Annotated in this window: 12 protein-coding genes; 6 read left to right on the forward strand and 6 right to left on the reverse strand. The window is 57.7% G+C overall.

The features are described from left to right. Nucleotide 1 precedes the first annotated feature (1 nt). On the forward strand, nt 2–1,159 hold the full coding sequence (gene argE / locus QOL67_RS14585; protein WP_283426702.1) for an acetylornithine deacetylase: 1,158 nt from the start codon (nt 2–4) through the stop codon (nt 1,157–1,159). A 99-nt stretch (nt 1,160–1,258) separates the two neighbouring features. Here argE and rpsD read toward each other — a convergent pair whose 3' ends face one another. After that, nucleotides 1,259–1,879 carry a 30S ribosomal protein S4 gene (rpsD, locus tag QOL67_RS14590; protein WP_283426703.1) on the reverse strand — a complete coding sequence of 207 codons (621 nt, stop codon included), beginning with the start codon at nt 1,877–1,879 and terminating at the stop codon, nt 1,259–1,261. Nucleotides 1,880–2,165: 286 nt separating this feature from the next. Between rpsD and QOL67_RS14595 the strand changes: the two genes are divergently transcribed. Then, the gene (locus tag QOL67_RS14595) at nt 2,166–3,470 is read left to right on the forward strand and encodes an FAD-dependent oxidoreductase (RefSeq protein ID WP_283426704.1); all 1,305 of its coding nucleotides are present in this window, start codon (nt 2,166–2,168) and stop codon (nt 3,468–3,470) included. A 157-nt stretch (nt 3,471–3,627) separates the two neighbouring features. Here the strand turns inward: QOL67_RS14595 and QOL67_RS14600 are convergent, their stop codons facing one another. Continuing rightward, complete coding sequence (locus QOL67_RS14600) at nt 3,628–4,206, reverse strand: winged helix-turn-helix transcriptional regulator (protein WP_346770612.1); 579 nt, start codon at nt 4,204–4,206, stop codon at nt 3,628–3,630. Between the two features lie 63 nt (nt 4,207–4,269). On the opposite strand from QOL67_RS14600, the gene QOL67_RS14605 reads away from it, so the two are divergent. Then, nucleotides 4,270–4,641, forward strand: a complete 372-nt coding sequence (locus tag QOL67_RS14605) for a VOC family protein (protein ID WP_283426706.1) — start codon at nt 4,270–4,272, stop codon at nt 4,639–4,641. A 43-nt stretch (nt 4,642–4,684) separates the two neighbouring features. Here the strand turns inward: QOL67_RS14605 and QOL67_RS14610 are convergent, their stop codons facing one another. The 3 genes from QOL67_RS14610 to QOL67_RS14620 form a co-directional block, all read right to left on the reverse strand. Continuing rightward, on the reverse strand, nt 4,685–5,755 hold the full coding sequence (locus QOL67_RS14610) for a Hint domain-containing protein (protein WP_283426707.1): 1,071 nt from the start codon (nt 5,753–5,755) through the stop codon (nt 4,685–4,687). A gap of 128 nt (nt 5,756–5,883) precedes the next feature. Then, nucleotides 5,884–6,846 carry a lipid A-modifier LpxR family protein gene (locus QOL67_RS14615; RefSeq protein WP_283426708.1) on the reverse strand — a complete coding sequence of 321 codons (963 nt, stop codon included), beginning with the start codon at nt 6,844–6,846 and terminating at the stop codon, nt 5,884–5,886. A 148-nt stretch (nt 6,847–6,994) separates the two neighbouring features. Further along, on the reverse strand, nt 6,995–7,609 hold the full coding sequence (locus tag QOL67_RS14620) for a response regulator transcription factor (RefSeq protein WP_283426709.1): 615 nt from the start codon (nt 7,607–7,609) through the stop codon (nt 6,995–6,997). 352 nt (nt 7,610–7,961) lie between these two features. On the opposite strand from QOL67_RS14620, the gene QOL67_RS14625 reads away from it, so the two are divergent. Further along, nucleotides 7,962–8,399 carry a putative pterin-binding protein gene (locus QOL67_RS14625; RefSeq protein ID WP_283426710.1) on the forward strand — a complete coding sequence of 146 codons (438 nt, stop codon included), beginning with the start codon at nt 7,962–7,964 and terminating at the stop codon, nt 8,397–8,399. Nucleotides 8,400–8,497: 98 nt separating this feature from the next. Continuing rightward, the gene (locus tag QOL67_RS14630; protein ID WP_283426711.1) at nt 8,498–11,047 is read left to right on the forward strand and encodes an ATP-binding protein; all 2,550 of its coding nucleotides are present in this window, start codon (nt 8,498–8,500) and stop codon (nt 11,045–11,047) included. 3 nt (nt 11,048–11,050) lie between these two features. Here the strand turns inward: QOL67_RS14630 and QOL67_RS14635 are convergent, their stop codons facing one another. After that, nucleotides 11,051–11,959, reverse strand: coding sequence for a LysR family transcriptional regulator (locus tag QOL67_RS14635; RefSeq protein ID WP_283426712.1), 909 nt, complete (start codon nt 11,957–11,959; stop codon nt 11,051–11,053). 90 nt (nt 11,960–12,049) lie between these two features. On the opposite strand from QOL67_RS14635, the gene QOL67_RS14640 reads away from it, so the two are divergent. After that, nucleotides 12,050–13,234, forward strand: a complete 1,185-nt coding sequence (locus tag QOL67_RS14640; protein WP_283426713.1) for a lipid-transfer protein — start codon at nt 12,050–12,052, stop codon at nt 13,232–13,234.

The raw sequence follows: 13,234 nt of genomic DNA on the forward strand, positions 1-13,234 counted from the left end.
CATGCTGGAGACCACCAAACAGATCTTATCCGACCTGATCGCCTTTCCGACGGTCTCGGTCGACAGCAACCTCGACATGATCGCCTACCTCGCCGCACGTCTCAAAGACTGCGGCGCCAAGGTGGAGATTTTCCACGACGAGACCGGCAAAAAAGCCAACCTCTTTGCCACCCTCGGCCCGGAGGTCGACGGCGGCATTGTGCTCTCTGGTCACAGCGACGTGGTGCCGGTCACCGATCAGGACTGGACCACCGATCCTTTTGTCATGCACGAACGCGACGGGCGTCTTTACGGGCGTGGCACCTGCGACATGAAAGGCTTTATCGCCGCCGCTGTGGCCATGGCGCCCCACTTTGCCCAGCGAGTCACCGACACGCCGGTGCATTTTGCCTTCACCTATGACGAGGAGACCGGCTGCATTGGCGCGGGTCATCTGGTGGAAGCCCTGAAAGAGCGCAACATCACACCGCGGCTGGCCATCATTGGCGAGCCTACCTCCATGCGCATCATCGAAGGCCACAAAGGCTGCTTTGAGTACAGCACCCGCTTTCAGGGCCTAGAAGGCCACGGCTCCGCGCCGGATCTGGGCGTAAACGCGGTGGAATACGCCGCGCGCTACGTCTCCCGCCTGCTGGAGCTCAAGGCCAAGCTCACCACCATGGTGCCCGCTAGCAGCCGCTTTGAGCCGCCTTGGACCACCGTAAACGTCGGCGCGATCCATGGCGGCAGCGTGCACAACGTCATCGCCCCCAAGGCACAGGTGGATTGGGAGATGCGTCCTGTACAGGCCAGCGACGCCAGTTTTGTGAAAGAGGCCCTGAAAGCCTACTGCGAAGACGAGCTTCTGCCCGCCATGCGCAAGATCTACCCCGACGCACAGATCGACACCGAGGTGGTGGGGGAGGTCGCGGGGCTGATCCCGGAGGACGACAACGAAGCCCGCAAGCTGCTGATGGAGCTCACCGGAGCCAACGGTGCGGACCTTGTTCCGTTCGGGACGGAGGCAGGTCTGTTTCAGTCAATGGGCATGGATGTGGTGGTCTGCGGGCCCGGCTCAATTGAGCAGGCCCACAAAGCGGATGAATTCATCGCGCTGGATCAGCTGGCGGATTGCCTGAAGCTGTTGGAAAAGCTTGGCGACACGCTGTCCAAAAACTGAGTGCGCCCAGCGCCTCAGCCGTTACCCACCCCCCAAAAACAAAAAGGGCCGCGAAACTCTCGCGGCCCTTTTCGTATCTCTTGCTCATGGCGGCGAAGATTAGTTCTTCGCGTAGAATTCCACGACCAGGTTTGGTTCCATCACAACTGGGTATGGCACGTCGGACAGGCCAGGTGCGCGAACAAAAGTTGCGGTCATTTTGTTGTGATCGGCGTCGATGTAGTCCGGCACGTCGCGCTCGTTCAGCTGAGTGGCTTCCAGCAAAACTGCGAGCTGCTTGGACTTCTCACGCACTTCGATCACGTCGCCTTCTTTGACGCGGTAAGACGCGATGTTCACACGCTGACCGTTCACGGTGACGTGGCCGTGGTTCACAAACTGACGTGCGGCAAATACGGTGGCCACAAATTTGGCACGGTATACAACCGCGTCCAAACGGCGCTCCAGCAGGCCGATCAGGTTTTCACCGGTGTCGCCTTTGATACGCTCAGCTTCGCCGTAGATGCGACGGAACTGTTTTTCGGTCAGGTCGCCGTAGTAGCCCTTGAGCTTCTGCTTGGCGCGCAGCTGTGTACCGAAATCAGAAATTTTGCCCTTGCGGCGCTGACCGTGCTGGCCGGGGCCATAATCGCGACGGTTCACTGGGGATTTAGGACGGCCCCAGATGTTTTCGCCCATGCGACGGTCAATTTTATACTTGGCAGACGTACGTTTAGTCACGGCTGATCTCCTTCGTTTAGGTTTCGAAGGGCGTTGTCCTCTTGCCGGATGTTGCCGACATGACAGGCATCCTCTTGCGAGGGCCACCAACACCAATGAAGCCGCGCTTATACGGGGGATTCTGGGGGAGTCAAGCGGGCAGTGGCGAATGACTGCTGTGAGCTCAAAGTGACCGATGCCGCGCGTTGCACCATCGGCAGCTTTCTTGTCTTGACGAAACGGTTTTGCAGGATCAGCGTCTTTTCAGAACGGACGACTTTTTTAACGCTAGGGATGCCAGACAGCGATGAAGACAGAACACACTGACGTCCTTGTTATTGGAGGCGGCACAGCAGGTTTCGGGGCTGCTATTGCTGCGGGGCGCGAAGGGCTTCAGGTCACGTTGCTGGAAGCGACCAACAAGATCGGCGGCGTTATGGCGTTCTGCCCTGGCATGCCTTGGGGCGGTGCATATCCGATGGACCAAATAGTCGGCGGCATCATTGAAGAACTCACAGAGCGTCTCGCATCGATGGACCCGCCAGCCGCCGAGAAGCGTGCCTGTACGCTAGACAATTTCGGGCCTGAAATCATCTACGACCATGATGTGGCAACGCTCACAATGTTTGAGATGCTCGAAGAAGCTGGCGTGCGTGTCAGGCTGGGAAGCATCGCGCTCGAACCCGAAATGGACGGCACCACAATTGCATCTGTCACATGCTGTGACCGAAACGGGTCTTTCATTATTCAGCCAAAGATCGTTATCGACTGCTCGGGCGACGGCGACATCTCTGCCAAAGCCGGGGTTCCCTACGTTCTTGGCGATGCGTCCGGCAACATGATGGCAGTGACGATTTCCTTCTTCATGATAGGGGCGGACTGGGACCGCGCTTTCGCCGACCCGGACCCGTATTTCCAAAAATACGCGGCGATTGGTGTCGCAGATGGCAGGTTGCATAGAGACCTTGGAAAGCTTTACCTCATGCGAGGCTTTCATGAGGGCACGGTCTTTTGCAATTCTGTCCACGTTCGCGGTGTGGACGGCACGGACCCTTTGGCTGTGAGTGCTGCCACCCAAGAGGGGCGCCGTAGGTGCCGCCAATTGGCTGCGTTCCTGCGCAATGAGGTTCCAGGTTTTGAGCGGGCACATATGGCCATGCTTTCACCAACGGTTGGTGTGCGCGAGACGCGCAAATTGCAAGGCATGTATCGCTTGACGGGCAAAGACCTGGCAAGTGCGACCAAGTTCGAGGATGGAATTGTGGCCTGTGACAACCCTATCGATGACGTGATGCGCGCTGAGGGCGACATGACCCATCGCGCTGCAATACAATCCGATCAGTACTATACAATTCCGTTCCGGTCGCTGGTCCCAGAAGAGATCACGAACCTTATGTTTGCGGGTCGCATTTTGTCAGCAGACGCCGTTGCATTCGCATCTGTACGCGGCATGCCGCAATGCATGGCGATGGGTCAAGCCGCCGGTACAGCAGCGGCGATGGCTTTACGATCAAACGTCGCCATTCAGGCAGTCCCGACGCCCAATCTCGTTCGACGCTTGTCTTCACACGGCATCAACCGTTTGAGAGTGCTTGAAGACGACGTGTCGTGACGGTACGGCAGGCGGTATTGGCAACTAATCAAATGCGGACGTTCGATTGTTGGATGTGAAGGGTAGCTTTGTCCCGCACAGCAGCCAACGCGACGACACTACTTTTGGGACGACCCACCACATTTCCTGCAGGAAGTTGACAAATCCGTCGCCGAGATCAGGACACGCGCAGACGCGCGCAGAATACCTTTGGGTCTGTAGTGCCCGCCTCTCCCGACCCCACCAGCCCAATCACCTGACTGATCCGCGCCCCGGCGTTCACCGCCTGATAGGTCGGAAAGGGCGCCCTTTCCGACAGATCAATTTCCCGTGTAACCCAGTCTTGGGCCTCCAACTTCTGCAATGAGGTTGAAAGCGCCCGATCCGTGATTGCGCCCAATCCCGCCTTGAAGCCGGAAAACCGCTGCGGCCGCGTCGCCAGCGCCAACACCGGCACGGTCCAGCTCTTGCGCAGCAGCTTGGTGTCGCTCTCTTCCGCCGCCCGCAGAATCTCGTCAGCCTTAGCCGCCGCAACCACGCCCTGTTCAGTCAAAACAAATTCCGGTCGCAGCGGATGCCCGTGTCCGGGGTTTCGCATCACCACCCCCAGCTCCATCAAATGTGCCAGACTGGCACCAAAAGCCGTGCGCCCTGCCCCAGTGGCGGCAATCAACGTCGCCTGCCGTCCCGGCACGCCGCGATGCATCTGCGCCAGAATGTCGAGCGCCCAGGCCCGAGAGGTAATCTTGACAAGCAACTTAATGTCCATAAAGTATAGTAACTACATTTTGTGAAATCAGCAACCACTAAGGACCGCATCATGGCTCTTGCCGCATTGACCAACGTAATTACGCTCTCGATTTCCGTGAGTGACCGCCACGCCAGCGCCGCATGGTTCAAAGAGAAACTGGGCTTTGAGCTGCGTTACCATATTGATGAAGCCGGTTGGAGCGAGCTGGCCACCAAAACCGACGGTGTGATTCTCGGCATGGGGGAGCAGTCCGAGCCCAAGCCCGGCAACTGTGTGCCTGTGTTTGGTGTTGAAGACATCGACGCCGCCCGCAGCGCACTTGAGGCGGCAGATGTAAAATTTGACGGCCCCACGCAAGTGATTCCGGAAATGGTCAAGCTGGCCACGTTTTATGATCCGGACAACAACGCTTTCATGTTGGCACAAGACCTCTCCAGCTAAGAATAAACCCCGCCAATTTGGCGGGGTTCCTTTTTATCGTCAATTACGCAGCATCATGCATCAATATGGCCGCCTCACTGGCGGTCAAATTGCGCCGCGCATGCGGCCCATAACTGTGCGGACTATGTGCCAGCTCAGGCTGCCGCGCAAACAAACGCGCCCGATCATCGTCTTTCAACGCATCCAGCGCCGCATTGGCCGGATGGAAGCTTTCTGTTTCCACCCCATTGGCCCAAATCACCTCATGACACGGCAACAACAGATGCACATAGGTCACCTCTTTTAGCGCCGTGTCCACGCTGATGTTGCCACCGTTCACCAGATCCCGCGCCGCCACCAGCACCTCATCCTCATTAAACAGTGCCCGCGCCGTGGCGCCCCGCACCAACATCCGATGCTCTGGGCTGACCAACAGCTCCTGATCCGGGCGTTCAATGCCCAGCGCACCGGGTCGGATACGGATCGGTCGCAACTTGGGCATAGCAAACAGCCGCGCCCCAGTCATCCGCCGTGCCCCAATCCACTCAATCTGCTGGGCGCCATTATCCCGCGTCTGAATTTGTTCGCCTTCACGCAACTCTTCAATCAACCGTAGCCCCTGCGGTGTCGCAATCCGCGTGCCGGGGGTAAAGCAAATCACACCAGTACCCTCTTCAACAGCTTTGGGACGCTGCATCGTGCTCATCGACGCATGCACCACCCATAAGTCTTTATTCTTTGGAGGCAGCTCATCCAAAAACATCAACAGAGGTGCGCTGCCATCCACCTCAATCACCGTCGCGGTGTAACTCTCCGCGCCGTCCGTCACCACAAAGCCGCCTTCCATCAATGGAAGGTCAACCTCAATTGTCTCCAAACTCTGGATACCCGTTTTATGGTTCACTGCTGCCCCAACCAGCTTGCGCACCATATGCGCCGCTCGCTTGCGGATGTTTGCCCCTTCTTCTCCACGATCCAGACGCAATAGCCCATTGGGCCCGTCCACACGGACGGCATCCCCTGTCCAAGACCACACCACGCCTGTTTCCAGCGCCTGCAACGGTGCAGTCTTCTGACCATCTATTTCTGTCTGTGACCAGGAGATGACAAACGTGCCACGAAAGCCCGTTTTCATTGCCTGATTACCTGCCTAGTAGTTTTTTTATTATCGACAGGTTAACAAAGCCGACTCCAACTGCCTAGCCAGAAGTTTCAAAAATACTGAGGTGACTCAGTGTGTTGCAAAAAACACCTCACCTCGCCTTAGAAACGAATATCGAGACGGACCGCGCCAACAAATTGTCCTTCATACTGCATCTCGAATTCTTCACTCAAATATGTCAGCCCATAAAACAGGTGAGTGTTCTTACCTTCCCAATGTAACCCCGCCCGCAATCGGTTGCGCGTGTCGGTCAAACGGTAGCCGCGATCTTCTGGCAAATAGACGCTGCTGAACACTTTGGCGACATCCGCTCCAGCCACAAAACTCCAGCCATTTCCTCTAGTCTGACCAGAGCGATATCGATGGCCTGTCACCCAGTCGCGCGACACCAGATCGCCCTGCCCAAACCGACCAATTGTGAAATCCACCCCGGCCCGCACAAGGTTCTCGTCCCCCACGCGTGTTTCCAGAAAAGGCCGCACACTTGTGAGTCCACCCAAATCAAAATCCCGCCCAGCCTCACCAACAAAGCGCACCATCCATTTGTTTGGGATCTGATTATCCAGCACCTCATCAGAGGGGCCAGGAATACCAATCACGTCATGAATTGCGCTTTGCAGGCTGTTCAACCCAGTTTGAGGGCCGATCATCAAAAGGTCGCCCCCGAAGCTGAACTCCGTTGCATGTCGCTGAAACTGCGTGTGCAGGCCCGCGGTCAGCATGCCAGCCCAAGGGCGGTCCAACGGCACATGGGAGGTCAAACACGCCGGAGAGATGATTTCCCCTCCCACGCGAAGCTCCAACAGCTCGCCCGCGGCCTGCGGCAGCTTTCCGTTCCAGCCATAGCCCCAGAACCGGCTGGTGCCGTAAGACCCAGAGCGCCAGCGATCATATCCGTCGCCTAAAAAGTCATTCACAAACAGGCTGCCATATCCAAGGTAACTGCGCCCTCCGATCATCGACGACTGAGCCGACCCTTCAGCCATCTCAACATCATCTTTGGCTGCCACGGCCTGCGCAGACAACATTCCAACCAAAATCAAAGCAGCTATATGACGCAACATAGTCAGTCCCCAAAAACGCCCCCCGGCATTGGACTGATAGCGCAGCCACAGGCCCCACGTCAGCGAAAGACTGACATAATGGTAAATGCCCTAAAAATTGTCGTTAGTTTCTTAAGGCCCTGGCAAGGGCTGAGCAAACCTCGAAGGCCTAGAACAGGCCCGCTTCTTTGGCAATCAAAGCCGCTTGCGTGCGGTTGCCAGCGTCAATTTTGCGATACAGGTTTTTCACATGCAATTTGACTGTGGGTTCCGACAGGTCCAGATCCCGGGCAATTTCTTTATTGGATTTGCCCACGGACAACCCTTCCAGAACCTGCATTTCCCGTCGAGTCAGTTTCTGCGCAATCGGATGTGGCTCCGCCGCTTCCGCCGCCTGCATAAGATCAGCCGGGATAAACTGCTCTCCCGCTGCCATAAACTTGATCGCATTGACCAAAGAAGACGCCGGCAGTGTCTTGGGCACAAACCCAGCCGCCCCAGCCGCCATGGCCTTCTTGACTATCTCTCTACTGGCTTCGCCTGAAATCAACGCCACGCGCGGCGACGACGCATGTGCCAACACCCGTTTCACCCCTTCGACTCCCTGCATGCCTGGCATGTTGTAATCCAGAAGAACCAGGTCAAACGGCCCCTGTTGATCCAAGGCCTGTAACGCTTGTTGAAGATTAGACACCCCAACTGACTCCATAGTGCCGGTGGCGCGCACAAAGGCGGAGACCGTATCCAGTAGTAAATCGTGGTCGTCAGCTATCAGTATTTTCAAAACGGTCCTCCAGAGGGCCGATATCAACGTTACAACCGCAAAGCACCATGGTCAAACTCACGAAACCAATGCGTGATACAGTCATCAAGCATCCAAAATGCAGCCTGTCATCCCACCACTTAAGCAAGATAGAGAGAATTTTAATAAAATTCCCACCTTACCTAACGGCAAACCTACCCTTTTGTATAGGGCGCTTATCCCCTTGACCAGATGCGCGTTAGACGTGTTGGGTTTATCAAAGATGTTAAGCATTATGAGGCGGCAGAACATGCGCAAAACCAGAAGATCCGTTTTCGCTCTGGCCGCTTGCCTTTTGCTACCACTCACGGGCCCTGCTTGGGCAACTGACGCAATGGACACTCCGTCCGGCGATGTCATTCTGACCGTGTCGGGCACGATCGACGCCACAAACGTCGACGGCACGGCTCAGTACGATTTGGAGATGCTGCGCGCATTACCTGCAGTCTCCATTTCAACCACGACCATATGGACCGATGGGGTTCTTATGTTCACGGGTGTACCGCTAGCGTCGCTGCTGGAAACTCTGGGGAGTTCCGGCAGCACGCTGCGGGCTTCCGCCATCAACGACTACACCATTGAAATTCCGATCGACACCTTAGAGGCAAACGCGCCAATTCTAGCCTATGAGCTGAATGGCGCGCCCATGCACCGTCGCGAAAAAGGGCCATTGTGGGTGATTTACCCCTTTGATTCTGATCCAAAATACCGCACCTCTCAGGTGCATTCCCGAGCCGTTTGGCAACTCGACAGGATCGAAATCGTCGACTAGGCTTTGCGCATGGCCTTCATGCGCATTCACCACACCAATTTGCGATCTAGTGTTCAAGCTGGGTCTTTGCCGCTTTGGTGTGCCATCGGGTCATCCTTGTGAGCCGCCTGCCCACATCTGCCTTTGCTGTTGGCACCTCCCCGTCGCTTCGCCGAAGCCGTCGCCTACGGGTCCTCGGTGTCATTCTGGCGACGCTCATTGCCGTCCTGTTGGTGTTTGCATTTGTGACCGCGTCCCAAGTCTTCACCAACTTGCGCAATATCAAATTATTGGCCTCCAATGATATGGAATGGTCTCTGGCGCAGATTGAATTGGAAACACGCGACTTTGCTGGGGCACTGGAAGCCGCAAGACTTGCCCCGGACCCTGATCTGGACCGACTGCGCCTGCGGTTTGACATTTTTTACAGCCGGATCAGCACCATGGCCTCGGCACCAGCCTATCTGCGCCTCACCGTGGTCCCGGAGTTTGATGCGGCATTGGCACGGGTGAACAGTTTTGCAAACGCGGCTGTCCCGATTATTGACAGCCCGGACAGCGCCTTACTGGACTCTCTGCCGCTCCTGTCAGTTCAATCCGCCCACCTGCGCGCAGACGCCCGCGCGATGTCGCTGTCTGGCATCGCGCTTTACGCCGCCGAGAACGATAAAGCCCGCCAACGCATCACCACCACACTATACCGTCTGGCCACAATTGCCCTGCTGCTGATTGCCGCCGTCGTGGGCCTGTTGGTCAATCTGCTGTTTGCCAATCGTTCTGCCCGCCAGACAGGGGCCGCGCTCTCTCAAGCCTACCGCCGCATAAGCACCATTCTAACCACCTCAATGGATGGCGTTCTGGTGGTCGACGGCACAGGCGCCGTGCTTGAATTCAACAAAGCCTCCGAGGCGATCTTTGGATACCGCTACGAAGATATTCGCGGCAAGAATATCCAGGAATTGATTGCCCCACCTGACCTGCGCGATTCCCATTACCGCGCCATGGAACGCATTCTTACTGGCCAAGACCGCCACGCCGCTGGCAAAGGCCGGGTCCGCATGGACGCAAAACGGTCCGACGGCAGCATCTTCCCAATCGAGATTGCCATCGAAATGGCTGAGGACAACGACGAGCGAATCCTGATTGGTTTCCTCCACGACATCTCGGACCGGGTTGCCGCAGAAAAAGAATTGCTTGAAACCCGTGACCGCGCCCTAGCTGGCGAACGTGCCAAAGCAGAATTTCTCGCCGTCATGAGCCACGAAATCCGCACGCCACTTAATGGCATCTTGGGCAATCTCAGCCTGCTCAACGACACCGCCCTCAGCCCGATCCAGACCCGCTACCTGCGCAACATGGAAATCTCAGGGCGTGTGCTTATGCGACACGTCGACACTGTGCTCGACATCACCCGTTTTGAAGCTGGCAAACTCGACGTCAACATCGCCCGCACGGACCTCTCTTCTCTGCTGCAGGAACTGGTCGACAGCCAACTCTCCGCCGCAAACCGCCACGGCACCACACTCAATTGGCGCTGGGAAGGCCCAGCGCGGGCCTGGGTGCGCACCGACCGAGCCGCTTTGGAACAAGTGCTGCTGAACCTCGTTGGCAATGCCATCAAATTTACTGATGACGGCACCATCACCATCGAAGCCGAAGCTCTGTCAGAAACCATCAACGGCCTACCTGTTATGGAACTACGAGTCAGTGACACAGGTATTGGCATTTCCGAAGACCGCCTGCCCAAAGTGTTTGACGATTTTGTCACCAATGATCCAACCCTGGGCCGTGTGCCCGGCGGCACAGGCCTGGGCCTGGGCATCGCCCGCCGCATCGTCACCGCCCTTGGCGGCGAAATTGGCGTGGAAAGCACACCAGCCCAAGGCAGCACCTTCTGGGTACGGCTACCAATGGAAGAAGGCCGCCAACCACCGGCCACAAAACCATCGGGTCCCGCGCCGGAAATCACCCACCTGCACATGTTGGTGGTGGAAGACAACGACATCAATCGCGAACTTGCACAGGAGCTTTTGCAACGTGAGGGCCACTGGGTCACACTTGCGACAGACGGCGAGGAGGGTGTGCGGCTTGCAGGGGAAAAGCCTTACGATATGATCCTGATGGACATCGCCATGCCGGTGATGGACGGCTTGCAAGCCACCAAGGAAATTCGCGGCAGTTCCGGTCCCAACCGAGACACGCCCATTGTCGCCGTCTCCGCCAATATCCTCCCCGAGGATCGGGACCGATTTCTCGCGGCAGGCATGACCGCGTTTTTGGCAAAGCCCATCAGCCGCCCCTCGCTGCAAAAGATGTTGCAGGACACCTTTGCCGGTCCTGCCGCATCAAATACGTCCCCCGCCACCCGCGCCGGATTGCCACGGGACACGTACAAGCGTTTGCAATCCCGTTTTCTTGAGGAAGGGGACGCATTGGTGGCAGCCCTCACCGCGCCTTACCGCGATTTTCAAAACGTGGCCAAACGCTGCCACGATCTTTCCGGCGCTGCTGCGATCTTTGGCGCCCACGCGCTGCATGATGTATTGGCCCAAGCTGACACGGCTGCCAAACAAGGCAACCATCGGCTGTTTGAGGAACAAGTGGCACAGATACCGCCACTTTGGCGCGCCACCCACACCGACCTCACCGCGGCAGATGCTGCCGAATAGAACCTAGGGCATCTCCGCACCCAGGGTTGGCGGAAACTCCTGTACCGCTTTCAAAAACCAGCCCAGCGCCCGGCCTCGTTGCCCACCGCTGCGATAGGCAACGGCCATCGGCAGGGACGTCTGCTGCGGGAAATCCAAAATCTCAAACCGGCTGCGGAAGTGGCGGCTCTGGGCATAGCTGTCCACCACCACGCCCACGGCTTCGCTGCGCTCAATCACCCCAGCTGCCATGGTGAAACTTGGCATAATATGCAGCCGGCGCATCGGGTCGACTTCACCGGCCTGCACCAGATGCTGGATCGGCTCCGCATAGGGTCCGCTTGGCTCGGGCACAATCAGCGGCAATCCCGCCAAGTCCTCACCGGTCACTGGCTTTCCTGCCAACGGATGCCCACGCCGCACAAAGAACAACGCGTTGAGCGGTGGCAGAGGATCACACCGCACACCAGCCTCCGCCATCAAGGGTCGTGATGGACCAATCAGCGCATCCAAATCGCCTTGTCGAAACAGCTGTAAGGCTGTCTCAAATGGAGCCCCCCGCAAGTGAATACGCACCTCCGGATGCGCCCCCACAAGCGCCCAGATCGCCCGGCTCATCAACCCCTCCATGGAACTGGGTGACACGCCAATCCGCAGCACCTGCTCCCGCGTCTGCCGCCCGTGATCCACATCCGCAACCAACTGATCCACATCCGCCAAAATCCGCGCCGCGCGATCAATAAACGCCCGTCCCTCCGCTGTGGCCGTCACCCCACGCGCATGCCGCTCAAACAGCGCCGCACCAACATCCTGTTCCACATCAGCCACGGCTTTGGTCACCGCTGATTGCGTGACATTCAATGCCCGCGCCGCCGCAGAGATCGCGCCTTGTCGGTCTACGGCCACCACGTAGCGCAGCTTGGTCAGATTCATCCATTCCTCCAATGAATAGCTTGAGAGAATATTGAATTTGCCAGATACCCTCGTCAATCCGATACTTCGCGTAAGCGAGGAGACATTCACATGAGCACAGAGACCATCGTTGCCGGCGTCGGCATGATCAAATTTGCCAAACCAGGCGCATCAGACAGCTATGATCAAATGGGCGCTGCGGCTGTCCGCGCCGCTTTGAAAGACGCGGGTCTCAGCTACAAAGACGTGCAACAGGCCTACGCGGGCTACGTCTATGGCGACAGCACCTGTGGCCAGAAAGCCCTCTACCACGTCGGCATGTCTGGCCTCCCGATCATCAATGTGAACAACAACTGCTCCACCGGATCCACCGCGCTCTACATGGCGCGCCAAGCCATCGAAAGTGGCATGGTCGACTGCGTTCTGGCTGTTGGCTTTGAACAAATGCAACGCGGTGCCCTGACCAGCCATTGGACCGACCGCCCCACCCCGTTTGATGACTTTGACTCTGCCTGTGACACCCTTGTCGGCCACGCCGAAGTGCCTCTTGCACTGCGCTATTTTGGTGGCGCGGGCAAATCGCACATGGAGAAACATGGCACCGAACTGGCCGACTTTGCCAAAATCCGCGCCAAAGCTTCCCGCCATGCCACCAACAACCCTCTTGCCCTGTTTGCGAAAGAAGTCTCACCCGAAGAAGTCTTGGCCGCACCAGTGATGTGGGAGGGCGTGATGACCCGCCTTATGGCCTGCCCGCCCACCTGCGGCGGTGCCGCCGCCATTCTCTGCTCCCCGGCTTTTGCCGCCAAACACGGCATCGACACCTCTGTGACAATCAAGGCCCAAGCCATGACCACCGACTACGCCTCCACCTTTGAGGCCCAAGACATGATGCAGGTTGTTGGTTACGACATGACCGCTGCGGCCGCCAAACAGGTGCAGGACGCCTCCGGTATCTCCATCGACGATGTGGACGTAGTCGAATTACACGATTGCTTCGCCCACAACGAGCTGATCACTTATGAAGGCCTCGGCCTGACCCCAGAAGGCACGGCGCAGAAATTCATCGCGGATGGCGACAACACTTACGGCGGCAAATTTGTGACCAACCCATCCGGCGGCCTGCTGTCCAAGGGCCACCCGCTTGGCGCGACCGGCCTCGCCCAGTGTTACGAGCTCACACACCAACTGCGCTGCACAGCGGACGCCCGCCAAGTTGAGGGGGCCAAAACAGCCCTCCAACACAACCTCGGCCTTGGCGGCGCCTGCGTCGTGACCCTCTATCAGGCGGCATAA

It is taken from the genome of Shimia sagamensis, assembly GCF_900182745.1.
GTDB classification, from domain to species: Bacteria; Pseudomonadota; Alphaproteobacteria; order Rhodobacterales; family Rhodobacteraceae; genus Shimia; species Shimia sagamensis.

Excerpts from the sequence above, each read along its gene's own strand:
- argE (WP_283426702.1), top strand. The coding sequence starts at position 2 with ATGCTGGAGACCACCAAACAGATCTTATCCGACCTGATCGCCTTTCCG.
- QOL67_RS14595 (WP_283426704.1), top strand. The coding sequence starts at position 2,166 with ATGAAGACAGAACACACTGACGTCCTTGTTATTGGAGGCGGCACAGCA.
- QOL67_RS14605 (WP_283426706.1), top strand. The coding sequence starts at position 4,270 with ATGGCTCTTGCCGCATTGACCAACGTAATTACGCTCTCGATTTCCGTG.
- QOL67_RS14610 (WP_283426707.1), bottom strand. The coding sequence starts at position 5,755 with ATGAAAACGGGCTTTCGTGGCACGTTTGTCATCTCCTGGTCACAGACA.
- QOL67_RS14615 (WP_283426708.1), bottom strand. The coding sequence starts at position 6,846 with ATGTTGCGTCATATAGCTGCTTTGATTTTGGTTGGAATGTTGTCTGCG.
- QOL67_RS14625 (WP_283426710.1), top strand. The coding sequence starts at position 7,962 with ATGGACACTCCGTCCGGCGATGTCATTCTGACCGTGTCGGGCACGATC.
- QOL67_RS14635 (WP_283426712.1), bottom strand. The coding sequence starts at position 11,959 with ATGAATCTGACCAAGCTGCGCTACGTGGTGGCCGTAGACCGACAAGGC.
- QOL67_RS14640 (WP_283426713.1), top strand. The coding sequence starts at position 12,050 with ATGAGCACAGAGACCATCGTTGCCGGCGTCGGCATGATCAAATTTGCC.